Origin of the sequence: Mesorhizobium sp. M1403 (genome assembly GCF_040317695.1) — a bacterium.
In the GTDB taxonomy this organism is placed as follows: Bacteria; Pseudomonadota; Alphaproteobacteria; order Rhizobiales; family Rhizobiaceae; genus Mesorhizobium.
Genome location: NZ_JAMYKY010000015.1, coordinates 22,408 through 47,785, shown reverse-complemented (window position 1 = coordinate 47,785; position 25,378 = coordinate 22,408). Strand labels below are relative to the sequence as shown.

Genomic DNA, 25,378 nt, shown 5'->3' with positions numbered 1-25,378 from the left:
ACCACCGACCCGAGATCCCCTTCCGATCCATCCAGGAGCACGCCGCTATGACCAGATCCAGCAAATCCAGGCAAATCAAACTGGGCGCTTTCCTGCCCGGCGGCGGACAGCATATCGCCGCCTGGCGCCACCCTGAGGCGCCGGCCGACGGCGCCACCAATTTCGAGTTCCACAGGCAGCTTGCCCTGACCGCTGAGCGCGGCCTGTTCGATGCCTATTTCCTCGCCGACAATCTGACGGTCGGTCTCGGCGCCCGCGAAGGTGGCAATGCCAAGATCGCCGGCTTCGAGCCGGTGACGCTGTTTGCCGCGCTGGCGCCACTCACCACGCATCTCGGCTTTATCGCCACCGCCTCGACCACCTACGAGGAGCCCTACACGCTCGCCCGCAAATTCGCCTCGCTCGATCATCTGTCGAATGGCCGCGCCGGCTGGAACGTCGTCACCTCGGCCGGCGACGAAACCGCGCGCAACTTCAATCGTGAGACGCAGCCTGCCCACGCCGAGCGCTATGCCCGTGCGCATGAGCATGTCGAGACGGTGAAGGCGCTGTGGGACAGCTGGGAGGACGACGCCTTCATCCGCGATAAGAAATCGGGGCGCTTCTACGACAAGGACAAGCTCCACGACATCGACCACAAGGGCGCGCATTTCAGCGTCAAGGGTCCGCTCAACGTGCCGCGCCCTGTGCAGGGGCACCCGGTGGTGGTGCAGGCGGGGCAATCGGAGGACGGCCGCAAGCTCGCCGCCCACTCGGCGGAAGTCATCTTCACCGCCCATCAGAACCTGGCGTCGGCGCAGGAATTCTACCGCGACATCAAGGCCCGCGTGGCGGCCGTCAGCCGCGATCCCGAGCAGGTGCTGATCATGCCCGGCGTAGCACCCTTCGTCGGCCGCACCGAAGAAGAAGCGCGCGCCAAATACCAGCAGCTGAACGATCTCATCCTGCCCGAAGACGGCGTCGCCCTGCTCAACGGGCTGGCCGGCCAGACGCTCGACATCAGGGGCTACCCGCTCGACGGCCCGCTGCCGCCGAGCAAGGAGACCGAAGGCATGAAGAGCCGCCAGGCGCTGATCCGCCAGATTGCCGACGAGCACAACTTCACCATCCGCCAGCTCTACCAATGGGTGGCAACGGCCCGCGGCCATTACACCGTCATCGGCAGCGCCACGCAGGTCGCCGACCAGCTGGAGGAGTGGTTCGGCAACGAAGCCGCCGACGGCTTCAACATCCTGCCGCCCTGGCTGCCCGGCGGGCTCGAGGACTTCGTCGAGCTGGTGATCCCCGAACTGCAGCGCCGCGGCCTGTTCCGCACCGCCTATGAAGGCAGGACGCTGCGCGAAAACCTCGGCCTCAGACGGCCGGAAAACCCGTGGACCGCCGCCCGCTCGGCCGTGCTGGCCGCCGAATAATCCCGAGAAGCCCAATACTTTCCAAGCAAGAGGCAAGACGATGACCTTGCAGCACATCGAAGAGGCCGCCAGCCTCGGCACGCGCGACACCACCACAAGCCTCGGCTCGGACTTCCTGCGCCTCGGCGGCCGGGCGGGAATTCGCTTCCTGTCGCGCTACGGCGCCCTCATTGCCTTCCTCGCAATCTGGCAAGTGTCGAGTAGCGCAGGGTGGGTCAACACGGCCGTGCTGCCGCCGATCGATACGATTGTCGCGGCACTTTGGAAGGGGTTGGCCGGCGGCACTCTGCTCGGTGACATCGCCATCAGCCTGCAGCGCGCCGGTCTCGCCTTCGCGGCCGCCGTGCTGGTCGCCATCCCGCTTGGCCTGTTCATGGGCCAGGTGCGCGCCGTCGAGACCGCGCTCGATCCCATCCTGCAGGTCTTCCGCCAGACCTCGGCGCTGGCGCTCTATCCCGTATTCATCCTGCTGCTTGGGCTCGGCGAAGCCTCCAAGGTGTTCGTCATCTTCTGGGCGACGCTGTTCCCGTTGCTGCTCAACACCATCGGCGGCGTCAAGCAGGTCGATCCGAAACTGCTGGAGATGGCCCGCGTCTATGGCGCCAGGCAGCTGACCGTCTTCCGCCGCGTCGTGCTGCCCGGCGCCGTGCCGTCGATCTTCGTTGGGCTGAGGCTCAGCGCCACCACGGCGCTGCTGCTGTTGATCGCCTCCGAAATGATCGGCGCCAACAAGGGCATCGGCTTTCAGGTGATGAACGCGCAGTACAACTTCCAGATCCCGCTGATGTTTGCGGCAATCGTCATCCTCGCCGGCCTCGGCCTGATCGCCAACCAGGCGCTGGTCAGCCTGCAGCGGCGGCTCTGCCGCTGGAGCAATGCCGTCGACTGACCACCCGCCCTTACCAATCTCAACCAGGCCAGAACTCAAACCAGGAAAGACCCGGACCATGAAAATCACCCGCCGTTCCCTGCTTGCCGGCGCGCCCTTCTCCGCCGGCCTTCTCGCCGCCGGCCTGCCGCGCTTCGCCTTTGCCGAAGCCGCACCCGTCAAGTTCCGCTCCCTCGCCAGCCGCGGCAGCATCTCTCCGCATGAGCTTGCCGGCGAGCTCGGCTATTTCAAAGGCCTCGGTATCGAGATCGAGAATGTCGGCTATTCCGGCGGCGGCCCGGAATCGTTGTTCGCGCTCGCCTCCGGGAGCGTCGATATCGGCTCGGCCGCAACCGCCGCCGTGATCAATTCGATTTCCGGTGGCAACGACTTCGTCGCCGTCTATCCGAGCAACGGCATCAACGGCAAGGTGCGAAGCGTCTTCTACGTGCTCGACGACAGCCCGATCAAATCGATCGCTGACATTGCCGGCAAGACCATCGCCGTCAACACGCTCGGCGCCCATCTCGACTACACGGTGCGCGAGGCGCTGCACAGCGTCGGCCTGTCGCCGGACGCCGCCAATCTCGTCGTCGTGCCCGGACCGCAACTCGAACAGACCTTGCGCTCCCGCCAGGTCGACATCGCGGCGCTCGGCTACTGGCAGGCGACCTTTGCCGGCGCGCTGGTCGACAATGGCGGCGTGCGTGGCGTGTTCAACGACACCGACGTGCTGGGCGAACTGGCCGGCGGCTTCGTCGTGCTCAGGCGCGACTTCATCGCCGCGCATCCCGACGCCGCCCGCAATTTCGTCGAGCAATCGGCGCGCGCCTCCGACTGGTCGCTGCAGAACCCCGACGAAGCGCGCAAGGTGCTCGCGACAATCCTCGACAAGCGCGGCGAAAACGGCGAGCTGGCGCGCTACTGGACCGGCTTCGGGCTGCGCCAGGGGGCCAAGGCGACGGACCGCGACATCGACTTCTGGGTCAGCGTGCTCGAGCGCGACGGTCGCCTGCCAAAGGGTAAGCTGAAGGCAACAGACATCCTCTACCGGCCCGGCGAAACCAAGACCAACTGACAAGGCCAACCGGCAGTTGGGAGACGAGCGCGATGAGCAGCACAAGCGGCGGTGAGGTCAGCATACGCGACCTGTCCAAATCGTTCAGCATCGGCGGGCGCTCGCTTGCCGTGCTGAGGACCCTCAACCTCGACATCCGCTCGGGCGAATGCCTGGTCATCGTCGGCGCCAGCGGATCTGGCAAGACCACGCTGCTGCGCATTCTTGCCGGGCTGGAGGCCGCCGACAGCGGCGGCGTCGCCATCGACGGCAAGCCGGTGCACGGCGTCGGTGCCGAGCGCGCGGTGATTTTCCAGGAACCGCGCCTGCTGCCCTGGCTGACCGTGCTCGGCAATGTCGCCTTCGGCCTCGAAGTGCGCGGCGTGCCGAAGGCCGAGGCCGAGGAAAGAGCGCGCTTCTATATCGCGCTCGTCGGCCTCGCCGAATTCGGCGATGCGTTCCCAAGGCAACTGTCGGGCGGCATGGCGCAGCGCGTCGGCATCGCCCGCGCACTGACCGTGCAGCCCGAAATCCTGCTGCTTGACGAGCCGCTGGGCGCGCTCGACGCCATGACCAAGATCGGCATGCAGGAGGAACTGGCGCGCATCTGGAGCGAGGAGAACGTCACCATGGTGATGGTGACGCACGACCTCGAGGAAGCGATCTACCTCGCCGACCGCGTGCTGATCCTGCCCAAGGAGAAAGGCGGCACAGCGCGGCTGATCGACATCGACCTGCCCCGCCCGCGCGAGCGCAGCGAAAGCCGCTTCGTTCGCTACCGCGAAGAACTGCTGCGCGAATTCGGCCTGCACTGAAAGGCCCCTACGCGATCTTGGGTTCCTCGCCCCGCAAAGCGGGGAGAGGTGTCTCGGCAAAGCCGCGACGGAGAGGGGCCTTCCTTTGAATCCGCCTGCCCCACGCCTCTTTCCTGGAACCGGATTCCCCGCCCCCGCATTTCCTTAACCGGGAGGCGAAGGAGCGCGGCATGAAAGCTTTGTTCGCAATCTTTGGCGGCTTCGTCCTGACGCTCGCCGTATTCGCCAGCGGCCTGGCCTTCGCCACCTGGCTATTGATAGCCAAGCCGGCACGGCCGGCGGCCCCGGTCTCCAGCGTCGCCGAACTGTGGACCAAGGATCCGCGCCCGGCAAACCCGGCCTCGCAGCGCCTCGAGCGCCTTCCCGCCCGCCCGGTCCCCGTTCGCACCTCGGAAGCTGATCGCACCTCCAAACCCGCCGACACCGCCGCAGCTTCGACAGCCGACGCCACCGCCACCGGCTCCATCAAGCCACCAGCGGAAGAGCAGCAGCAAGCGCTGCCCGCCGCTCATGTCGAATGGTGCGCCACCCGCTACCGCTCCTACCGGCCGGACGACAACCGCTACACCTCCTACAGCGGCCAACAGCGCCCCTGCATCTCGCCCTATCTCGACATCACCGATGACGGCAGCTACGTCGAGGCGAGCGATACGTCGTCGGTGGAGGGCTACCCGCCATCGGATGAACCCGGCGCCGCCGAGCTCTCATCCGACCACGTCCAATACTGCTTCAGCCGCTACCGGTCATATCGACCGGAAGACAATAGCTATCAGCCGTATTCCGGCGGGCCGCGTCGGCAGTGCGAGTAGGCAGGCCGGGCGTGGCTGGCGGCCGCAGGGCATGGCGCCTTGTGCGACCCCACCCAACGATCACGCAGATTTCTGGGATCGTTCGGGTTGGCGCGGCGTTCATCCGATACCCAAAGGAGAAATCAACATGGGCGACGACCGGGAAGACAAGATTCGTGAGCGCGCATACCAGATCTGGGAACGTGAAGGCGGGATCCATGGCGATCCCGAGCGGCACTGGCACCGGGCCGAGGCCGAGATCGACAGGGAGGCAGCCCTGCCGCTGACGGCAGGCGATGCCCTGCCGGAAACCCGCGAGTTCGCGAGTTCCGACGTCTTGACGGTGGAGGCCCTGGCGGTGCGCACCGGCATATCGGGCGAACAGGCACAGGAGCTGGTCGACAGGCTGGGCAACGACCGGGCGGCGATCGAACAAGCCGCGCGCAACCTCAAGGGGAAGCAGCGGCTCGGGGAGTGACAGATGATCAGAAAACTCAAAGACGGAAAATACCGCCTCTATTCGCGCAAGAAGGACGAAAAGACCGGCAAGCGCCGCAATCTCGGGACGTTTGACAGCCGCGAGGCTGCGGAGAAGCACGAACGTGAGGTGCAGTATTTCAAGAAGCATTGAGGCGGCGTTGGGCGTGTTGTCGCTTGCCAGGCAGCCGCGCCGGATGCCTGACGGAACCTGAGCCTGCGAAGACGGCGGCCACGCATCTCTGCGCCGGACAGTTTACGAGAACATGGTGCGTCCAGAAGCAGGTAGCGACGCCCATCGCGGTCGCCCGCGGATTTTAGCACGGTATGCAAATTGTTCAGAACCGTACCTGATGCACCTCGCGCAAGCGGCATAAACCTTTCAGTGACGAAGCGTTCGCTTGCAATGTGGGCGATGCCTCCACTAGTTTCTGGCCAAATTGAACAAAACGGGAACAAAAATGTCAAGGGCGAATTGAATTCGCGTTCGCCGTCCGGCGCGTTGCGCACCACCGGGCCGGGCTGGTTGGGATAGATGTCGATGGAGGGTTCGAGATTGCCGAGGATGTCGCGGAAGGCGCGGGTCCACTGGCGGATGGCCTCCTGGCTGGTCGTGATGTTGTAGAGATTGCACATTTCAGGCCGTTCCCGGATGCTCACGCATCTTGTTGGAAACGGCCCGGAATTTCCAGCGCTGTCCGTTAGGTTGCTGACACGGCAGGCCGTGTCAGCAATGGCTGTGTGAGACCTACCGCGCCGATTGTCTCATAGCTTGTGCGGCGACTGCCGCCAGAAAAGCCCTCGCCGCGGCATCGCAGGCCGCTCGAGACGGGCCCTTGGCGAAAAGAAGAAGCTCGGCGGCTCGAATGTTGAGCCCGTGCTTCCTTGCGAATGTGGCTAGATCGTAAGGCTTGTTGTCGTAAGGCACGTCGTCGTAGTCGATCGTCAGATCGTAGTTTTCTTTCATTTTCTTCCTCCCGTTAGCGATCTTCCCCCCCTCCTGTCGCTAACGCAAAATTAACGTCGATGGCGTCGGGCGAGTCCACCAATCAGAGATTGTGTAAAAAACGTACGAGCTCGGATGCTCGCCCTCGCCACGGCGCCGCGAGCAATCGCCGCGAGCCGGACCGCTCGAAAGAGCCGATTATGGGGGCACGTTGGAAAAGGCAGCCACGGCCTGGTGCCACGGGGTGTCCGCGACCCCTACCGTGCCTAATGGCCGTCATTTTCATCTTCCTGGCCCGGTCCGCAAAGCCGGCCTCGTTGGGTCAGCTAAAGAATAAATCCGGCTAATAACACCGTAAGGAGCAGTGACAGCGGAACAGCCGCAAGACACCAAATCTCCAACGTGTTGTTTTGCAGCGGGTCCATCGTCAGCCTCACTTTTTGGTTCGTCATTGTGACACTAACGGTTGGTCGGAGGTAGCGGTTCCAAGCGACGCCGTTCATAGAGCGCTGCCTGTGCTGCATATTAGCAACAGCTTGACGACCGCTGAGCCCGTACCGCTTGGAGAACTTCACTTGGCGCCGGTGGATGCGTATTCCGCAGGAATGCAAGCACCCCTCCGCAGCAGTCGTGCGGGATCGATCGCCGCCCATGATCAGCGCCGAGCCGGTCATGCCGGAACCAATGACTGCGTCGACCTCCGGCCGAAATTTCGCCATCACCGAGCCGATCCGATCCGTTGTTCGCTTACAGCCTGCGATGCCCGTTTATAGGACCTAAGTCTGACCTGCCTGCGCAATGGTCTGGTGTACGGCCGGCGCCGGGAACAACTGCGCCCGTCTTCAGTTGATGGCGTCACCTCCTCGAGGAGAAATCGGCGCAGAATCAGTCCCTTCAGCGCTGATTAGGGTCCGCCTGCCATTGATGGATTTGGCAGGCGGACCCTTGGTTCTGTACGCTCCAGATCGAAAGCGGGTAAGCTCGGGATCACTCATCATCCCAGAAATCCTGCAGAGGCATGCGGAGGGCTCCTCGCCCTGAGATGCTTGACCTGGCTTGACATCCAAGACGACCTCCCAGCGCGCGCACGCAGCGGGGGTCGCCCTCAGCCTTCCAGCGCCTCGTGCTGGTAAAGCTCGTCCATGCTGAGCGTCGCCAGCGCGGCGAAGGGCGCCTGCTTTTTCACGCGGCCGTGGCTCAGGATCACGACGTCGTCGCAGAACGAGATGGTGCTGCGATGGTGGCTGATGACGATGGTGGTGCGGCGGCCGGCGCGCGACTTCAGCGTCTCGACGATCGCCGCTTCCGACAGGCCGTCCACCGCATTGGTGGCTTCGTCGAGGATGAGGATATCGGGATCGCGCACCAGGGCCCTGGCCAGCGCGATCCGCTGCCGCTGTCCCGCCGAGAGGTTGACGCCGCGGTAGCCCACGACCGTCCTGTAGCCCTGCGGCAGTTGCTCGATGAAGCCATGCGCTTCGGCCAGTTTTGCCGCGCGCTCGGCGTCGTCGGCCGAGGCGGCGTCCTGGCCGTAGATGATGTTGTCGAAAATCGTGCCGTCGACCAGCTCCAGCTCCTGGCTGGCGAGCGCGATGTGCTTTCGCCATTGGCTGGGGTCGATGCGATCCAGCGGCGATCCATCGACAAGGATTCTGCCGCTATCCGGTTCGACGAAGCGGCACAAAAGATTGACGATCGTCGTCTTGCCGGCGCCCGAGCGACCGATCAGCGCGGTCGAGCGGCCGCTGCTTATATCGAAACTCGCCGCATGCAGCACCACCGCGCGCTGCTCCGAACCGGAATAGGTAAAGGTGACGTCTTCGAACTTGATGCCGTGGCTGAGACCGGGGAACGCTGCATTTCCCTGCGGCGGCTGGGGCTTATCGGACGAGTCCAGCATCCACGCCACCTCTTCAAGCGATCCGCTCAGGCCCTGCAGCTGGCTCCAGGCCATTTGCAGCGACCGCATATAGGGCTGCAGCCTGTAGAGCAGGATGACGAAGGCGACGATCAGCGGGAAGCTGACATTCGCCAACCAGGCGCCGATCACCACCGCCAGGAACAGCATGGCGTGCAGAACCTCGGTCAGCGGCGGCAACGCTCCCTGACGTGTCAAAAGCACGAACGCCGCCCGGCGCACCGCATCCGATGCCTGGTCGAATGCCGCCTTCTCTCGTTGCTCCTGGCCGAAGATGCGGATCAGCCGCCCGGCATGCACCAGATGCAGCATCTGCGATGCGAGTTGGCTGTTGCGGGAGGCGACGCTGCGGCTCGGCGCCTTCAGATTGGCGGACAGCATGGCGTGCGCGACCTGGACCACCGCCAGTCCCAGCGTGACCAGCAGCGTCATCTGCCACGACAAAAGCAGCAGGAAGGTCAGGAGGATGATTGCGGCCGACGCGTTGACGATTGCCCCCAGCGTAATCTGGATGGCATCCGAGGCCCGCCAGGATTCGTTGGAGATGATGTTGAGCAGCCGTCCGGGGCTTTGCTGCAGGAAGAACGGGTAGCCCACCCGCAGCAGCTGCTCCGACAGCGCGCTGCGGATCGAATGGCTCGCCTTGCCATAGATGAAGGTGGTCAGCAGCGTGTTGGCGTAGGCGAACAGGTTCTTCAGCACGATCGAGCCGAGGATGGCGACCGATATGACGATCAGCCGGTCGCGCTCGCTCAGGCTCGATCCGACATGCTGGAAGACGGCGGAGAAGCCGGCCATGCCGGTCTGCCCCTGCCCCATGATTATGTTCAGCAACGGGATGATCAGGCCGATGCCGAACCCCTCAAGCGCCGCACTGAGCAGCCCGAGCACCACCACGGCCGGAAGCAGGCGCAACTGCTTTTGCCCGAGCGCGCGGCGCAGCATCGGCAGGCTGGGCGGCATCAGGCGCATGATTGCGGATCACCTCGCCTCGGCATTTGCCTGTTGCTCCTGTCGCATTTGCGCCGGCTGCGGCGATTTCACCAGCGAAAGCACCGCGAACTTGGCCGCGCCGAGCAGATTCATGCCGATGATCGGCCAGTGCGACAGCTTGAGTTCACGGTCGAACAGAGGGCCTTTCCTCAGTTCGCGCAAAGCCGCCCTCATCGACCAGTAGAAATGGCGAAGCAGCCACGGCGCGTGGCGGATATGTTTCAGGCAAAGCCCGCCATTGCCCATGCTGTAGTCGCGATGCAGCTTTTCGATGGCTTTGCGGTCGCGTCGGCCGTGATGGTGATAGATGGTCATGTCGGGCACATATTCGACCGGAATGCCGAGCAGCACCGCCCGCACGAGATAGTCCGTATCCTCGGCGGAGCGCAGTGGGCCGCCGGCGCCGAACCGTTCGTCGAAACGCCCGATGCGGGCGGCGACATCGCGGTGCATCGTCATGTTGCAGCCAAGCACGAAGCCGCCGGGATGGACATCCGGCGTAAGCCGCGCGCGCACCGGCGACCGCTTGATCGTGAACGGCAGGTCGCGGGGATCGCCGATCTCGACGCGGCCGCCGCGGATGACCCGTTCGCCGGCCGCATAGTGCCGCTGCAGATCGCGCAGATAGTCCTTGTGGACTGCGCAATCATCATCGACGAAGACGAGCACGCGGCCCCGCGCCCGCTCCAGCCCGGCATTCCGCGCGGCGGCCAATCCGGGTCGCGGCTCGCAAATGGCGGTGAACGGGATGTCCGACAGTTCGGCGATGCTGGCCAGCCGTTTGGCGGTGCTGTCGGTCGAGCCGTTGTCGACAACCACCAGCTCGGCGGCAAAGTCGGCATGGGCACGACACGCGGCCTGGATCGACCTGATACAGGGCTCGAGCACGGCGACGCGGTCGCGTGTGCAGACAATGAAACTGACCGCCGGCGCCGGTCCTTGCTGCGGCCGCGGCGACATGGCCGCCGGAACCGTCGAGTGGCCGCGCTGCTGGAGGTGGTGCGATTTGACGAACATGCGTTGCTAGCTCAACTGGTTCGAAGGCAAAACCGCCGCGGCCGGCACGGATTGCAGATACCGCGACAGGGCGTCCACCTGCCTGGTGACCGACATCGAGGCGAGACTGAAGCGCGGCGCGAAGGCACCAGTGCGAAACACGTACTGCTCGCGGCGCCGGATGAGCTTCCATTTCGCGGTCCGTGTCAGGAATTCGTGCATTAGCAGCGGCTGTCTTTCTCCCGATATCAGCTGATAGAGGAAATAGAACAGGTTCAGCGTGCCAGCCTGGTAGCTCGGCCTCGTCTCGGCCGACAGGGCGGCAATCCTTTCTTCCAGCGCAAGGATCCATTCGGCGGCACGGCGAACCGTGCCCATCGACAGGACCTCACCGATGTCGCGGAGGCCTTGCGTCTCTTGTGCGAGCCCTTCGCGCTCGAGGTTCTCGGCGACGATCTTCAAATGCGTCCTGCGCATTTCGCGTTTGTGCCTGTTGGTCACGCTGTCGTCATGGATACGATAGGCGATCAGACTTTCGGGGATCATGGCCGCCGGGTAGCGGTCGGTCAGCCGCCTGAACAGGTCGAAATCCTCGGCATGCTTGTAGCTTTCGTCATAAAATACAACGCTCTCTTCGATGACCTTCCTGTTGTAGACGACCGTGGAATGCATGAAGATCGTGAAGAACATCGACAAGATGCGCAGGCTATTGTCCTGGAATATCGGATCGGGCGAACCCCTGACGATGCGGTTGCCGAGCAAGGTGTCGAAGCCTGCACCGCACAGCGCAAGGTCAGGCTGCTGGTTGAACAGCGCGACCTGCCGCGACAGGCGTTGGGGATAGGCGATGTCGTCGGCGTCCATCCTGGCGACCAGATCGCCGCGGGCCACGGCCAGGCCTTCGTTCAAAGTTGCGATCAGGCCGCGGTTTTCGCGTGAGATGATCGAGATGCGGCTGTCGGCCTGGCGATATTTCTGCAGGATCTGCAGCGAGTTGTCCGTCGAGCCGTCATCGATGGCGATGATCTCCAGACGATCGTAATCCTGGCGCAGGACGCTGCCCAGCGCAGCGGCGAGATAAGGTCCCGCATTGTAGATCGGCAGCAGAACGGAGACCAAGGGAGCAGTCATGATCAGCTCCGATCGGTTCGTTGCAGCTTGCGTGGCAACGGTGAAGTGCCACCATCAAGCGGCCTGCCCAGATATGCTCCCGCCGCGAGCCATCCGGCGTTGGTCGTATCGATGCCTGTCGGGAAGCCGGCTCGGCCTCTCCGGGCAACATAGGGGAAATGGCGCTTCAGGCTGTTGAGCGGCTTCTCGAAAAGCAGCCATGAAACCGAAGCCAGCATGAGCGTCACCGTTCCCGCCACGAGGAAGCGCCCTGGCCCTTGCTCCGAGACGTTGAGCGGAATCCAGGGCTGCGACTTGACGACGAGCGACAGCACTATCGGATGGTAGAGATAAACGCCGTAGCTGATGCGGCCAAGGCCAAGCAGCGGCGGCAGTTCGAGAAGTTTGCCGGCGTGGCCGCCAATGCCCGTCGAACAGCTTGCAACGATGACCACCAGCGGCACGAGAGGCAGGATCTGCAACAGCAGCCAGAGGCACCATTCCTGCACCGGATTTGCCGGCCCCGGCGCAAACCACTGCAGAACGAAAAACGCCGCGGCGAGCCCCGGCCAGCCAGCTCGAAGCCATTGCGGCAAGCCAGCAGCTCTTGACCGGTAAGCGGCAAGCAGCGCGCCTGACGCCAATGCATCCATCGACGCCGGCGGCAGCAGGTCACGCGCCAAACCGGGTGTTCCCGTGATCGGCCAATAAAACCGGTAGGCAAGCGACAGCCCGATAACGCTGATGCAGATCGCTTCGAGCCGCCGGCGCGGCGCCAGCAGGACGATCAACGGCCAGGCGATATAGAACTGCTCCTCGATGCTCAGGCTCCAGAAATGGCAGAGCAGCCAGGGCGTCCATTCATTCTGCGCTGCGTACCAGAAATTCGACAGATAGAGTGCGTGCCAGGCCAGCGATCCCCTGGACTGCTCCAGGTCCACCAGCCAGACGAAACCCAGCACGGCGAAATAGGGCGGGAATATCCGCAGCGCCCGCCTGATATAGAAGGATTTCAGCGCCGGTCCGGTTTCGAATTCGGCGGCCGAGCGGGCTTCCAGTAGCAGGCGGGTGATCAGAAAGCCGCTCAGCACGAAGAACAGGCGCACGCCGATATGGCCCCAGAACGAGGATCCTCCGGCCGCGAAGAAGTGGGCGTACAGCACCATCGTCACGGCGATGGCCCTCAGCGCGTCCAATTGGGTGTCGCGCGCATTTCCCATTAGCGGCCTACGCCGGCGGGACGGCAAAACTGCCAATCGGTCAACATAGCGGCGTCGTTCACGGCGCATTTCCAATCGGAAGCGCCCCCCTCAGGCAGAATAGAGCCACCATTGTGCAACGCAACACAAAAAGTTGACACATTTGAAACAGGAGCGTGAGGCGCAGCTAATAAACGCCAAAAAACAGCGGGAACCAGCCCGAATTGTCCATTTTTGACGATTTTCGCGCGCTGCCTTGGCCTAGTGATATCGGCGTCGAATGTGCTGCGATGCAGCATGCTCGCCACCTACACGGAACGCGTGAAGCTGATCCGTTCGATCGCCGCCAGCGGCACGGGCGTCATCCTCGTCACACACGATCTCTCCACGGTGCGGGCGCTGGCCGACAGAATCGTGGTCCTCAGCCTCGGACGCGTGGCCTATGACGGATCCGCCAGGCACTTGAGCGCCGACCAGTTGTGGGGCCTGTGGCGAGCGGCACCCTCGCATCCGCCGGGCAGTAGAAGGCGCGTTTTGAAGCGGGGACCCGCTTCGCGCGAGCTTCCCGCTCCGGGCGACACTACGCCTCCTTGCCGGCATTCGCGAGCGCCACTGTGCGACGCTCCGGAAGCCCTATTCCGACGAGCGCGCCGGCGAGCGAGAGCAGAGCGGAGACGTCGATCGCCGCGGTGAAACCATCGCTGAACGCGTCGGTGGACGCGAAGCTCCCAGTCCCGGCGAACACCGCACCGGCGATCGCGATCCCGGATACGCCGCCCAGAAAGCGGAATGTATTGAACGTGCCGGCAGCCTTGCCGACCTCCGGCCGCGCGACCGCATTGAGAACCGCATTCTGTGCGGCAGGCATGGCCATCGACACGCCGGCACCAGTAATGATCAGGGGCGCGACTAGCTGGATGTAGGGCAGATCAGGTGCTGCGATCTGCGCCAGCCAGGCCATTCCAGCCGCTTGCAGGATCAATCCGGCCACCACAAGCCAGCGCTCGCCGACGCGGTTGATCAGGCTGCCGGCGATCGGTGCGACCACGAAAAGCGTGGCGGTCCAGGGCAGCAATCCCATGCCGGCCCCGAGCGGCCCACGGCTCTGGGCAAACTGCAGAAACTGCGGCAGCAGGAATACGAGGCCGTACATGGCGGCGCAGAGCAGGAAGTTCGCCCCTACGCCCGAGGAGAATGCGCGCGCCTGAAAGAACCGCAAAGGCAGCATGGGCTCACGGGTACGCAGCTGCCAAAGGACGAATGCGATGGCCAGAACCAGCCCGGCCGTCAGCGCCGACAGCACTTCAGAGCTGCTCCAGCCGACGATGTTGCCGCGCATCAGACCCCAGACCACTCCAAATGCCGCCGCAGTCACCAGCACGACGCCGAGGACATCGATAGCCGTGCCCGGCCCGTAACTCTCCGGAATCCGACGCAGCACCAGCGGGATGAGAACGATGCCGACCGGAACATTGAGCCAGAAGATCCAGTGCCAGGAGAGGCCTTCGGAGATCGCACCGCCCGCCATCGGACCGATGATCAGGGCCAGGCCGGTGATGCTGCTGAAGATACCCAGCGCCTTGCCTCGTTCCTCCGGGGGAAAAGCGACGCTCAGCAGCGCCATGGCCAGCGGCATGACCATTGCAGCACCCGCGCCCTGAACCGCACGGGCCGCAATCAGCAATCCGGCATTTCCAGCGAGCGCGCAGGCAACCGACGCTGCGACGAACAACGCCAATCCGGCAACGAGCGTACGGCGGCGACCGAACCGGTCACCGAGCGCAGCCCCGGTCATGAGCAGGACGGCAAAGCTCAAATTATAGGCGTTCATCGTCCATTGCAGCGTCTCCAGCGAGGCATCGAGTTCGACCCGCATCGTGCTCAATGCGGTCGCCACGACCATCGCATCGAGAACGACCATCAAGGAGCCTATCGACGTGAGGGCGAGAACCCAGACCTTCGTTGATCCCGCACTTTGCTTGCTCATGATTATGGCGCCTCCGGCTTGAACAGAGGGCCCGCCAGTCTCGCGGTCCCATGATCCAGAGACGCGGAGGCACCACCAAAGGATTCCAGCTAAAGAAAGTTTTTTCGACCGAATCCTTTTGCCATCGTCGAGCGTCTATAAGACGCTGCGCCTCATGGCGGGCGCGCCTGCCCTGGGAGATACGCAATGAAATCGATCCTTGTGCGATGACCGGATCCGCATCCGGCACGCCAGAAGGACGGGAGCCATTTGACCGGCTGCTCGGCGAATTGCGGCCGAAACTGCACCGCTATTGTGCCCGCATGACCGGTTCGGTGATCGATGCCGAGGATGTCGTCCAGGAAGCTACGGTCAAGGCGCTCGAGGCGTTCCCAGGGACCGGACCGATAGCCAATGTCGAGGGCTGGCTGTTCCGCATCGCGCACAATGCAGCGCTCGACCACCTGCGCCGTCGCGCCAGGGTGGATGCCGCGCATGCCATCGAGGATATCGACATGATACCTGACCCCGGCATGTCGGCCGAGGGTCGACACACTGCAGCCGCAAGCCTGCAGACCTTCATGCGCCTCCCCGCGGCGCAGCGTAGCAGCGTCATCCTCATGGATGTGCTCGGCTATACGATCGAAGAGATCGGCAACATTATCGACAGCAGCGTTCCGGCGGTGAAAGCCGCACTGCATCGCGGCCGTCTGCGCCTGCGCGAAGTCGCCGGCGAGCCTGACGATCGGCCTGTGCCGGTGTTGGCCGAGCCCGAGCGGGCGCGTCTGGCAGCCTATGTGGAGCGGTTCAACGCCCGCGACTTCGATACGATCCGCGACATGCTGGCCGAGGACGTGCGGCTTGACCTCGTCAACCGGCTCCGGGCGAGCGGCCGCACGAAAGTGGGCCGGTACTTCCACAATTACGCGGGTATCCACGATTGGCGGCTGCTTCCAGGCCTGGTGGATCGGCACCCAGCCATACTTGTCATCGATCCGGATGACTCGGCCGGAGGGCCAAGATACTTTATCCTGCTGGAATGGACGGGCGACAGATTGGCGAGAATTCGCGATTTCCGCTATGCGCGCTACACGCTTGATGGCGCCGAGGTGGTGCCTCTGCGAGCATAGCAATTCGCTTTTCATAATGCCGAACAAGCACTGCCAGATCGCGGCCGCTTGCCATCCAAGCGGCCGCCCTTTTCTGCTGATCCGGCTTTAAGCCGGTTGCAACTCCCGGCGCGGCAGCGGCGGGAAGGCGATCGCAATCGCCATCGCGCCAAGCCCGACAAGGGCCGAGCCGATGAACAGCCAGGAATAGCTGGCATAGGCATCGAACACCATGCCGCCGGCGAGCGGGCCGAAAGCCATGCCGAGGCTGGACAGCATGGTTACGGCACCGAACACCGTGCCGAGGATGCGCTGGCCGAAATATTCGCGCGCCAGCACCGCATAGAGCGGCATGACACCGCCATAGGTGGCGCCGAAGATGACGGCGAGCGTGTAGAATTGACCAAGCTCGCTGACCGCCAGATAGGCGGCGATGACCACCGCCTGTATGGCCAGCCCGGTGATCAGCACCGGCTTGACGCCCAGCCGATCGGCAAGCACGCCGTAAAGCAGCCGGCCACCCAGCCCTGCCAGGCCCTCGATGCTGTAGATGCTGACCGCCGCCATCGGCGCTATGCCGCACAGCATCGCATAGCTCACCATATGGAAGATCGGCCCCGAATGCGCTGCGCAGCAGGCAAAGAAGGTCAGTCCCAACACGATGAATTGCGGCGAGCGCAGCGCCTGCGGAACCGTCATGCCGGCACCCTCGGCGGCAACGGTTGGGGCAGCGCCGTCGGCAGCGGGCTGGGGCGGCTGGCGCACCAGAAGCGCGGCCGGCAGTAGCAGCACCCACGCGGTTATGCCGATATCGAACATCGCCGTGCGCCAGTCATAGGCCGAAATCAGCCAGCGCGCGAAGGGCGAGATGGTCATTGGCGCTACGCCCATGCCGGCCGAGACCAGCGAGACCGCGAGGCTGCGGTTCGTGTCGAACCAGGCGGAGGTCAGCGCGATCATCGGCGCGAAGAAGGCGCTTGCCGCGAGGCCGACGAGCACGCCATAGGTCAGCTGGAAAACGAGCAGCGAGCCGGTGCGGCTGGCCAGGACCAGCGCCAGGCCAAGCAATACGGCGCCGGTCATGACGACGATGCGAGCGCCGAAGCGGTCGTAAATGGCGCCCCAGGCGAAGCCGCCGAGGCCCATTACCAGGAAGTTCAGCGTCATCGCACTCGATATGCCGGCGCGCGACCATTGTGTGTCGAGCGCCATCGGTTCGAGGAAGATCGCCAGCGAGAACATCGCCCCGAGGGCGACACAGGTCATCAGCGCGCCAGCCGCGACGATAACCCAACGATAGGGAAGGCTCATTTCACTTTTCTCCCATGCCGGAAGCGTTGATACGGCACGACCTTTTCGAGCTTCGCCGAGCCGCTTGCGTCCGAAGGACGTTGGAGACGTTTTGAATCCGACAATCCGGTTGCATTTTTTATCCAGTCAAGAAATTGCGCCGCTCAATTGCTCCATTGCATTGACCGTGCACAGTGCTGAGCTAGATTTCCAGCCTGGCGATAAGGAGCTATCAGGTATGGAACTTCATCGCGGCCGTCTCATCGACCACATCCAGTTGGTGGTCAGGGATCTCAAGGCCAGCCGGCGCTTTTACGAGGCGGTTTTCAAGGTGCTCGATATTCCGATCGGCGGCAGCGCCGAGGATTATTTCTGGGCCGACGAGCTGTTCATCTCCAGCCCCGACAGCCCGGCAGCCCAGGGAAAGCTGACGGGCCGCCACCACCTTGCCTTCCAGGCAAAGGACCGCGCCATGGTCGACGCCTTCTACAGGGCCGGCCTCGATGGCGGCGGCACGGACAATGGCGCACCGGGCGAGCGGCAGCACTACCATCCCGGCTACTACGCCGCCTTCCTGCTCGATCCCGACGGCAACAATATCGAGGCCGTCCACCACGGCCCGGCCAACCGCAGCGCCGAGTCAGTGAAGATTGCGTTCTGAAGATCGGGTGATGGGGCAAGAATCTTGCTTGCGACGGCGTCGGATCGGCTGCGGAGGTCATTCCGCCCTGCGCTATCGCATCAGCGCCGCCATCTGGCCCGCCAGGAAGTCGACGAACAGCCGCGCCCGGACGGGTAGCTGTCGCCCATACGCATGGACGATGTACACCGGCATGGTCGGCATCGCCACCTCGGGCAGGATGCGGACCAGGCGGCCGGTGTCGAGATCGTCCTGCACGGCAAACCGCATCAGATGCGCGATGCCGGCGCCGGCAAGTGCCGCATTGCGGATGGCACCACCATCATCGGTATCGAGCCGTCCGTCCGGCACGATCATCGTACCGTCGGCAAAAGTGACGGGATAGGGCCGGCCGGCCATCTGGTAGCGGACGAATTCGTGGTTCGGTAAATCCTCGACCGATGCCGGACGGCCGCGCCGCTCGACATAGGCCGGTGAGGCCACCAGCACGATCGGCAGATTGGCGATCTTGCGCGCGATGAGCCCGGTGTCCGAGAGCTGCCCCATGCGCACCGCAACGTCATAGCCTTCGCGGATCAGGTCGGCGTGGCGGTCGGTGACGCTGAGCTCTAGTTTGACTGCGCCATGCCGCGAAAGGAACGCCTGCGCCCATGCCGCGATCAGGCCGCGGCCGAGTTCGACCGGCGCTGTGACGCGCAGCAGGCCGCGCGCTGTATCGGCCAGCTGGACGATGTCTTCGGCATCGTCCAGCGCCCTGAGCAGCGGCGCCACGCGCTCGTAATAAGCGATGCCTTCACTGGTCAGCCCGAGCCGGCGCGTCGAGCGCTTGATCAGCCTGACGCCCAGCCGCCGCTCGAGCCGCGCCACGCTTTTCGACACCGCCGATGGGCTGGAGCCGACCAGCCGGCTGGCGGCATGGAACGAGCCGGCATCGACCGTGCGGACGAAGGCGACGAGACCGGCGGTCTTTTCGAGGATGGTGGTCATTCCGGAATTCCAGGCACGAAAGAATGGATCATGATGATCCTAATACGATTTTTGATCATCATTAAATACCGCTCATCATCGACAAAGGAGAGATTTGATGAGCAAGCTGAACGGCAAGGTCGCCATCGTCACCGGCGCCTCCAAGGGTATCGGCGCTGCCATCGCCAAGGGTCTTGCCACGGCCGGCGCCGCGGTGGTCGTCAACTACGCCTCGTCACAGGAAGGCGCCGACCGCGTCGTCGCCGAGATCGAGGACCGTGGCGGCCGCGCCGTCACCGTCCAGGGCGACGTGTCGCAAGCGGCCGACGTGCGCCGCCTGTTCGAGGCGGCGAAATCGGAGTTTGGCGGGCTCGACATCCTGGTCAACAATGCCGGCGTCTTCGCGTTCGAGCCGCTGGAAGCGGTTACCGAGGCCGAGTTCCACCGTGAGTTCGACACCAATGTGTTGGGCATCATTCTGACCACGCAAGCAGCAGTGAGCCATTTTGGCCCGGGCGGCGGCAGCATCATCAACATAAGCTCGGTTGCCAGCCGCAATCCGCAGCCGAACTCGCTCGTCTACGCCGCCACCAAGGGAGCGGTGGACACGATCACGCTGTCGATGTCGCGGGAGCTCGGCGCACGCAACATCCGCGTCAACGCGATCGCGCCCGGCGGCATCGATACCGAAGGCCTCGCGCGCATCGGCATCGTCGGCAGCGAATTCGAGAAGCAGATTATCGCCATGACCCCGCTCGGTCGCTTCGGCCTGCCCGATGACGTCGCCCGCGTCGCGGTGTACCTCGCTTCCGACGAGGCGTCATGGCTGACCGGCGAGCGCATCACCGCCTCGGGTGGCTGGCGATAGGCATCGAGGGCCAGGACCTGCCGTTTCGCGGACCATGCCCCACGCCGCGCGACGTCGAGGACCACCGCAATCGATGACGACAGCGATCTAAGCCCTATGTTTCAGCGACGGAGGAGCGCCGTGCGCTATCGATGACGGCGAGATGCCAGGGAGGTAACGGATGACGGGCGACGAAACAGCAATCCGAAAGCTGGTCGAGACGTGGATGGATGCGAGTAAGCGTGGAGACATCGCGACTGTCCTCAGCTTGATGACGGACGATGCGATCTTCATGGTTCCCGGCCGGGAACCCTTCGACAAGGAGATCTTCGCGGCGGCCGCGCAGGAGACGGCCGGCGTTCATATCGACGGCACGAGCGATATCGTGGAACTACAGCTTCTCGGCAATTGGGCCTTCATCCGCAGCCGCATCGACATGACCGCGACCCCGCCGAATGGCGAGCCGGTCCATCGATCGGGATATGCGCTGACGCTCCTGCGCAAGGAGCCAGATGGTGAGTGGCGGCTCGCGCGCGACGCTAACCTGCTGACCCTGCAAGGCTAGAGCCGGTCTCCGGCATCTCTGCACCAGGAGGCGCGCTAGGGGGAGCGACAAGGTGGCGAAGATGCGTTCAACGTCGCCCTGAACAGCATTCCCCTCCTCCATCTGATTACACCGGCAAGAGGGCGTTCGGCTTGACATCGGCGATGGAGGCGAAAGTGTGCGTTTCGCGCACGCCGGGCAGAGGCAGGATGACCCGCTGCAGGAAATTCTGGAACACCGCGATTTCAGCGATCCGCGCCTTGACCAGATAATCGAAACCGCCAACCACCATATGGCACTCCAGAACCTCCGGAGCTTTCGCCACGGCTTCGGCGAAGCGGTCAAAGACATGCGGCGCCGTGTGGTCAAGCCTGACCTCGATGAACACCAGCGTTCCCCTGCCGACCTTGCGCGGATCGAGCATAGCCCTGACCGCGGTGATGAACCCGTCGCGGAACAGGCGCTTCACCCGCTGGCTGGTTCCGGTCGGCGACAGCCCGACACGCCCGGCAAGATCAAGCGTCGTCCGGCGCCCATCCTCCTGCAGCAGCCGGAGCAGGCTGCGGTCTATCTGGTCGAGATCGTCCATTCACAATCCACTCTATCTCAGGGATTTGTGTGCTTAATTCACGCACAGATGCCAAAATCAACGTATTTCATCACATAAAACCTCGCAATAGCCTGCGCTTCCCTCACCCACTCAAAGCAGATGTGGTGAGCCGATTTCGACGAACACAGGAGTGCAGGATGACCAAGGAAGCGTGCAGCCCAGCCGGCAAGAGTGCGGCGGAAATCAGCAAGGGAGCGACCGAGATCCTGGTGCTGAGCGAAGCCGACGTGATGGCGTGCATCGACCTCAGCCAGCTTCTCGACGTTCTGGAAGACGGCTTCAAGGCGCTGTCACAAGGTAAGGTCGTCAATCCACCCCGACCACAGCTCGACATCCCCGGAGCCGGCTACAGCCTCGCCATGCCGGCCTGGATGGAGGACATGAACCTGACCGTCAAGATCGTCAATGTCTTCGAAGGCAACCTGGCCAAGAACCTGCCCAGCCATCTCGCCACCATCAGCCTGTTCGATCCGCTGTCCGGCCTGCCGGTCTGCATCATGGACGGCACCTTCATAACCGCGGTGCGAACCTCCGGCTCCGCCGTGCTGTCGGTGCGCGCGCTTGCCCGCCGGGATGCCAGGATAGCGACAGTGATCGGCGCCGGCGTGCAGGCCAACCAGCACCTGCATCTGTTGCCGCTGGTGCGCGACTTTGCCGAAATCCGGGTCGCTTCGAAGAGCTTCGACGATGCGGCAGCGCTTGCCCGGCTGCATCCGTCGGTGGTGGCGGTCGCCGACCTCGAGGCGGCAGTGCGCAGTTCGGACGTGGTGTGCCTGGCGACCCACTCCTACCAGCCGGTGATCGACGCAGGCTGGGTCCAGCCGGGCACGCATGTCTCGTCGGTCGGGGTGGCGCCGCCCGGCGGAGAAATGCCGATCGAGCTCATCGGCAAATCCAGTCTTTTTGTCGAAACCAAGGATGCGTTCAAACCGACCCCGGTCGGTTCTTGCGAGCTTGCCGGCTTCGACCCGGATTTCGGCACCGAGCTTGGCGCCATGCTGCTCGACCGCGCGCCGGGTCGCGTTTCGAATCAACAGATCACCACCTACAAGGCGATGGGCATTGCGATGGAAGACATGGTCGCCGCCGACCTCGCCTATCGTTGCGCCAAGCGTCTGCGCAAGGGAAAGCTCATCGTGCTGTAGGCGCGTGCCGCGAGCCAGGCGGGTTCGACGTTGCTGACAATGGCGCTTTCGTGGGAGCGTTGGGGCTAAAGGCCGGCCCCTCAGGCCGGCTCGCGCTTCAGCGCCTGTGCCATGCAGTGGATGCCGCCGCCGGTCTTCGAGATCTCGCTCATATCGATGGCCGCGACCTCGAAGCCGCGTGCCTTGAGCTGGCCGATCAGCGCCTGGCTGGACGTCGGCGCGATCACCCTGTCCTTGCCCAGCGACATGAAGTTGCAGCCGAGCGCCATCGTGTCCTGGAACGGCACGTCGATAATCTCGTGGCCCTTGCCCTTCAGCCAGTCGACGATGCCCGGCTCCGTGCAGGCGAGGCAGACGGCGGTCAGCTTCTCGGCGATCGGCACCACCATCAGGTCGATATGGACGTAATATTCGTCGATGAACGCGATGCGGGTCTCCCAGCCCTCCTTGTCGAACCAGGCCTGCACCTGGCGGGCGCCCTCCTCCTGCGTGCGGGCGCCGCCGCACCCGATCAGCACCACGCCGTCCTCGATGACGTTGAAGTCGCCGCCTTCGAATGTGCCGGCGGTGACCATGTCATAGATCGGGATGCCGAGCTTCTCATAGGTGCGGATCGCCGCGTAGTTCTCGCCGCGTCGCCACCAGTTGGCCATCGCGGTGATGATGACGCCATATGGCGTCATCACGCTGGAATCGCGTGAATAGACCTGCATCGGCAGTTCCGGCGTCGGCTCATGCCAGTGGATGTTGACGCCGAAATGCTCATAGGCGGCGACAAGGTCCTTGTGCTGCGCCTGCGCGATCTGGACATTGCAAGGCGCCTCGCGCAGATGTTTTCGCGATAGCGAGCTGGTCGAGAGATGGCGCAGGAAATTGGGCGAGCCGAGCAGCACGTCGGTCAGCACGTCGGTCTCGTTGGCGAAGCCCCAGGCGGTCAGCTTCTTGGTGCCGCCGGCCGGGTTGCGGCGCTGCAGCGAAAACGGCTCGGTGACGATGCGGTCATGGACGGTCATGGGTTCTCCTCGTGAAGGGGCGGCTTGGTTGAGTCATGCGGCTTGGTTGCTCGGTATCCACCAGTCCCGTCCGCGCGGGGTGGTGATGTATTCCGGCCAGCGAAATCCAATTGGCGGCTCGTAGTCGCAGAGCGGCGCGATCCAGTTCGAGCCGCCGATACCGCCGCCGGTGCGGGCGGCGAATTCGTCCATCGCCGCGTCGCGCGCGGCCTCGTCTTCCAACAGGCGAAGTGCTGCCAGCGCGACCGTCTTTGCGGCGCAGATGACCATCGGGTCGATGGTGGCAGAAATGCCGCCCAGCGCATTCATCGCCCAGGACGGAAAGGCGTGACCGTTCTCCGAGCGCAATGCCGGGCGAGCGACATAGAACCGCGCCGTCGGCGTATGCCATGACATGTCGGTGTAGTCGTCGGACGTCGAATTCACCTGCGACGGCGCCAGGTCGCGGCGCAGGATCGCTTCTGCCTCGCGAGGTTCGATCAGCAGTTCCAGTTCCTCGATGAAAGGCTCCTCGCTCGCCACCCCGCCGGCATTGACCTGGATTTCGCGGGCGATCGCCTTAGCCGTCTCGTCCCAGCGCGGCGGCCCGACCGCCGCCAGCGCGTCGAAGGCAATGCCAGCCATTACGTGATTGGCGAGCCCCGGCCGCGACTTCGACACCCAGTGCCGCTCATAGCGGCAGCCGCCCATCACCGCGACGGCTTCCGCATTGCGGTCAAGCACGGCGGTGACCTGCTCGGCCATCGCCAGCGTCGGCACGCGGATCATGTACTGGATCTCGGCCAGCCCGGCCGGCAGATTGTCGGCGGTCGCCTGCCCCGCCGTCAGGATCGCCTCGCTGATCGACCAGCCGCCCTGATGCGGCAGCATGGAATCGCGTAGCGCCTTCGAGGCCATGTACATCATCATGAGCGCGTCGTTGGCGCCCGGCGCCCGGACCGCCGAATGCGCCTGCGGGATCGGCGCCGCGTTGCCTGCCGCCCTCGCCCAATGTTCCGGCTCGTCGCAGATGAAGCGGTAGATCATCGCATAGGCCGCACCGCAATGCGTGTCCCAGCGCGCCGTGTTGCACAGCGGCAGCATGTAAAAAGGATGGAAGGAGATCATGCCCGCCAGCCCATCGTAATAGCCCTTCGCGGCATGGATCGGCTTCGATCCCCTCACCTTCTCCGCCGGCTCTCCGGTGAAGCGCAGCGTGCCCGATATGCCGTGGCGCTGCATCGCCGCCTTGGTCGCCAGCAGCCCGCCGAGGCTGGCAATGCCGAGCCCGGAATGCGGATCGGTGTGGCCGCCGGCCTGTTCGCCGAGGCCCGGACGCGGTCGCTTCACCGTCGCCGCATCCTGGCAATTGCCAGGCACCGCGTCGTACTCGGCATACATGCCGATTGTCGGGCCGGTCCCGTTGGTCCAGTGGGCGCAGAAGGCGGTCGGCATGCCGCCAGAGCCCTCTTCAACGGTAAAGCCTTCGTGCTTCAGGCGCTCGACATACCAGGCGGCCGACTGGTATTCGCGCCAGGCGGTCTCGCCGAAATCGAAGATGGTCCGCGTCCACGCCGACAGCGACGGCTGGATGTCGTCCAGACAGGCAAGCGCGGTCGCTTGCGCCGAGGTCACCGGTTTCTCCATGGCGGAAAGAAAGCAGTGAAGCGCCCCGCCAAAAAGTGATATGTTTTCCCGGCTCATGCAAATTCGGTTCACCTCTTGAGAATTCCCTCGACGCAGGCGCTGCGCGCGCTCGACAGTTTTGCCCGCCACGGCAGCGTCTGGCGCGCCGCAGACGAACTGCATCTGACCCGCAGTGCGGTCAGTCATCAATTGCGCCTGCTCGAACGCGATCTCGGCTTCGACCTGCTCGCGCGCATCGGCAAGGGCGTGGCACTGACGCCACGCGGCCAACGCTATGCCAGCGACGTGCGCAAGGCGCTGACGGTGCTAGGCGACGCGGTGACACGCCATGCCGGCACCGGCATCGGCGGCTCGTTCAGTGTCAGTTGTACGCCGGGTTTCGCCTCGCTGTTCCTGTGCACCCATATCGGCGAGTTCCGGCAGATGTACCCCGATGTCGCACTGCGCATCCTGACGCCGCGGCGCCTCGACGACGTCAGCAATGCCGAGGCCGACGCCTTCATCGCCTTCGGCGTCGGCAACTGGCCGAACCGGGTGGTCGAGCTGTTGTGCGAAATCTCCTTCACCCCGCTCTGTAGCCCGACGCTGCTCAACAAGATCGGCGGCTTCTCCAAGCCGGCAGACGTGCTACGCGCCAATCTCCTGCATCTCGGTGAAACCGAGGACTGGGCGCGCTGGCTGGCCCTGTCCAAGGTCGAGAACCCCGACCCGGAAGGCGGCATCTTCTTTTCCGACATGAACCTGGTCTTTTCGGCGGCGATTGCCGGCCAGGGCATCGCCATGGGCGACGAGCTGACCAGTCGCCGGGCGCTGAGCGAAGGCCGGCTGGTCCGCCCCTTCGACATAGCGATCAATTCGCCGCGCTCGTATTTTCTGGTCTCCGAGCACGCCAAGGCAGCGCATCCGGTGCTGGAGGCGTTTGGGAGATGGCTGAGGTCGAAGCTGTCCGAGAACAAGGAGCGCTAATCTCCCCCCTCGAGGAGGAGATTGGTGCATAGATGAATCAAATTTGCCGATCAGGCGAAAACTATTCGGTTGCGGTG

Annotated in this window: 24 protein-coding genes and 1 pseudogene; 12 read left to right on the top strand and 13 right to left on the bottom strand. The window is 64.1% G+C overall.

Annotated elements, in window-relative coordinates; all coding sequences use genetic code 11:
• Positions 1-47: 47 nt before the first annotated feature.
• The 6 genes from NKH01_RS22225 to NKH01_RS22200 all read left to right on the top strand — a co-directional run bounded on the left by NKH01_RS22225 (position 48) and on the right by NKH01_RS22200 (position 5,418).
• Positions 48-1,412 carry an LLM class flavin-dependent oxidoreductase gene (locus NKH01_RS22225; protein WP_353022404.1) on the top strand — a complete coding sequence of 455 codons (1,365 nt, stop codon included), beginning with the start codon at positions 48-50 and terminating at the stop codon, positions 1,410-1,412.
• Positions 1,413-1,452: 40 nt separating this feature from the next.
• Entirely contained in the window at positions 1,453-2,301 is an 849-nt protein-coding gene (locus NKH01_RS22220; RefSeq protein ID WP_353022402.1) for an ABC transporter permease, read from the top strand.
• A 58-nt stretch (positions 2,302-2,359) separates the two neighbouring features.
• Positions 2,360-3,358, top strand: a complete 999-nt coding sequence (locus NKH01_RS22215; protein ID WP_353022400.1) for an ABC transporter substrate-binding protein — start codon at positions 2,360-2,362, stop codon at positions 3,356-3,358.
• A 32-nt stretch (positions 3,359-3,390) separates the two neighbouring features.
• On the top strand, positions 3,391-4,152 hold the full coding sequence (locus tag NKH01_RS22210; RefSeq protein ID WP_353022398.1) for an ABC transporter ATP-binding protein: 762 nt from the start codon (positions 3,391-3,393) through the stop codon (positions 4,150-4,152).
• A gap of 170 nt (positions 4,153-4,322) precedes the next feature.
• A complete protein-coding gene (locus NKH01_RS22205) occupies positions 4,323-4,961 on the top strand; it encodes a BA14K family protein (RefSeq protein ID WP_353022396.1) in 639 nt (212 codons plus the stop codon).
• Between the two features lie 127 nt (positions 4,962-5,088).
• Positions 5,089-5,418 (top strand): DUF2934 domain-containing protein, encoded by a 330-nt coding sequence (locus NKH01_RS22200; protein ID WP_353022395.1) that lies wholly within the window; start codon positions 5,089-5,091, stop codon positions 5,416-5,418.
• Between the two features lie 479 nt (positions 5,419-5,897).
• Here NKH01_RS22200 and NKH01_RS22195 read toward each other — a convergent pair.
• The 8 genes and pseudogenes from NKH01_RS22195 to NKH01_RS22160 form a co-directional block, all read right to left on the bottom strand.
• Positions 5,898-6,053: pseudogene (locus NKH01_RS22195) on the bottom strand (SOS response-associated peptidase); the annotation flags it as partial.
• Between the two features lie 112 nt (positions 6,054-6,165).
• The gene (locus NKH01_RS22190; RefSeq protein ID WP_051409764.1) at positions 6,166-6,384 is read right to left on the bottom strand and encodes a hypothetical protein; all 219 of its coding nucleotides are present in this window, start codon (positions 6,382-6,384) and stop codon (positions 6,166-6,168) included.
• Between the two features lie 305 nt (positions 6,385-6,689).
• Positions 6,690-7,085: a hypothetical protein gene (locus tag NKH01_RS22185; RefSeq protein WP_353022394.1), complete on the bottom strand. Its 396-nt coding sequence runs from the start codon at positions 7,083-7,085 to the stop codon at positions 6,690-6,692.
• Between the two features lie 383 nt (positions 7,086-7,468).
• A complete protein-coding gene (locus NKH01_RS22180; protein WP_502912671.1) occupies positions 7,469-9,253 on the bottom strand; it encodes an ABC transporter ATP-binding protein in 1,785 nt (594 codons plus the stop codon).
• A gap of 9 nt (positions 9,254-9,262) precedes the next feature.
• Positions 9,263-10,234 (bottom strand): glycosyltransferase family 2 protein, encoded by a 972-nt coding sequence (locus NKH01_RS22175; RefSeq protein WP_353022535.1) that lies wholly within the window; start codon positions 10,232-10,234, stop codon positions 9,263-9,265.
• A gap of 63 nt (positions 10,235-10,297) precedes the next feature.
• Positions 10,298-11,401 carry a glycosyltransferase family 2 protein gene (locus NKH01_RS22170; protein ID WP_353022392.1) on the bottom strand — a complete coding sequence of 368 codons (1,104 nt, stop codon included), beginning with the start codon at positions 11,399-11,401 and terminating at the stop codon, positions 10,298-10,300.
• A 2-nt stretch (positions 11,402-11,403) separates the two neighbouring features.
• Positions 11,404-12,600, bottom strand: a complete 1,197-nt coding sequence (locus tag NKH01_RS22165) for an acyltransferase family protein (RefSeq protein WP_353022390.1) — start codon at positions 12,598-12,600, stop codon at positions 11,404-11,406.
• Between the two features lie 559 nt (positions 12,601-13,159).
• Positions 13,160-14,566, bottom strand: a complete 1,407-nt coding sequence (locus NKH01_RS22160; protein WP_353022389.1) for a DHA2 family efflux MFS transporter permease subunit — start codon at positions 14,564-14,566, stop codon at positions 13,160-13,162.
• A 206-nt stretch (positions 14,567-14,772) separates the two neighbouring features.
• Here NKH01_RS22160 and NKH01_RS22155 point away from each other — a divergent pair, with 206 nt between their 5' ends.
• Entirely contained in the window at positions 14,773-15,675 is a 903-nt protein-coding gene (locus tag NKH01_RS22155) for a sigma-70 family RNA polymerase sigma factor (RefSeq protein WP_352589597.1), read from the top strand.
• Positions 15,676-15,762: 87 nt separating this feature from the next.
• Here the strand turns inward: NKH01_RS22155 and NKH01_RS22150 are convergent, their stop codons facing one another.
• Complete coding sequence (locus NKH01_RS22150; protein WP_023722387.1) at positions 15,763-16,965, bottom strand: MFS transporter; 1,203 nt, start codon at positions 16,963-16,965, stop codon at positions 15,763-15,765.
• Positions 16,966-17,182: 217 nt separating this feature from the next.
• Between NKH01_RS22150 and NKH01_RS22145 the strand changes: the two genes are divergently transcribed.
• Positions 17,183-17,605: a VOC family protein gene (locus NKH01_RS22145; protein ID WP_023722388.1), complete on the top strand. Its 423-nt coding sequence runs from the start codon at positions 17,183-17,185 to the stop codon at positions 17,603-17,605.
• Between the two features lie 72 nt (positions 17,606-17,677).
• On the opposite strand, the gene NKH01_RS22140 is transcribed toward NKH01_RS22145, so the two are convergent.
• Positions 17,678-18,571, bottom strand: coding sequence for a LysR family transcriptional regulator (locus NKH01_RS22140; RefSeq protein ID WP_023722389.1), 894 nt, complete (start codon positions 18,569-18,571; stop codon positions 17,678-17,680).
• A 97-nt stretch (positions 18,572-18,668) separates the two neighbouring features.
• On the opposite strand from NKH01_RS22140, the gene NKH01_RS22135 reads away from it, so the two are divergent.
• A complete protein-coding gene (locus NKH01_RS22135; RefSeq protein WP_353022388.1) occupies positions 18,669-19,418 on the top strand; it encodes an SDR family NAD(P)-dependent oxidoreductase in 750 nt (249 codons plus the stop codon).
• A 160-nt stretch (positions 19,419-19,578) separates the two neighbouring features.
• On the top strand, positions 19,579-19,962 hold the full coding sequence (locus NKH01_RS22130; protein ID WP_023722391.1) for a YybH family protein: 384 nt from the start codon (positions 19,579-19,581) through the stop codon (positions 19,960-19,962).
• A gap of 106 nt (positions 19,963-20,068) precedes the next feature.
• Here the strand turns inward: NKH01_RS22130 and NKH01_RS22125 are convergent, their stop codons facing one another.
• Entirely contained in the window at positions 20,069-20,530 is a 462-nt protein-coding gene (locus NKH01_RS22125; RefSeq protein ID WP_353022386.1) for an Lrp/AsnC family transcriptional regulator, read from the bottom strand.
• Positions 20,531-20,688: 158 nt separating this feature from the next.
• Here NKH01_RS22125 and NKH01_RS22120 point away from each other — a divergent pair, with 158 nt between their 5' ends.
• Entirely contained in the window at positions 20,689-21,696 is a 1,008-nt protein-coding gene (locus tag NKH01_RS22120) for an ornithine cyclodeaminase family protein (RefSeq protein ID WP_023720585.1), read from the top strand.
• Positions 21,697-21,776: 80 nt separating this feature from the next.
• On the opposite strand, the gene NKH01_RS22115 is transcribed toward NKH01_RS22120, so the two are convergent.
• Together NKH01_RS22115 and NKH01_RS22110 are read right to left on the bottom strand one after the other, a co-directional pair.
• On the bottom strand, positions 21,777-22,709 hold the full coding sequence (locus NKH01_RS22115) for a dimethylarginine dimethylaminohydrolase family protein (protein ID WP_023720586.1): 933 nt from the start codon (positions 22,707-22,709) through the stop codon (positions 21,777-21,779).
• Between the two features lie 33 nt (positions 22,710-22,742).
• Entirely contained in the window at positions 22,743-24,335 is a 1,593-nt protein-coding gene (locus tag NKH01_RS22110; RefSeq protein ID WP_353022533.1) for a zinc-binding metallopeptidase family protein, read from the bottom strand.
• Positions 24,336-24,410: 75 nt separating this feature from the next.
• On the opposite strand from NKH01_RS22110, the gene NKH01_RS22105 reads away from it, so the two are divergent.
• Positions 24,411-25,301 (top strand): LysR substrate-binding domain-containing protein, encoded by an 891-nt coding sequence (locus NKH01_RS22105; RefSeq protein ID WP_353022384.1) that lies wholly within the window; start codon positions 24,411-24,413, stop codon positions 25,299-25,301.
• The last annotated feature ends 77 nt before the right edge of the window (positions 25,302-25,378 follow it).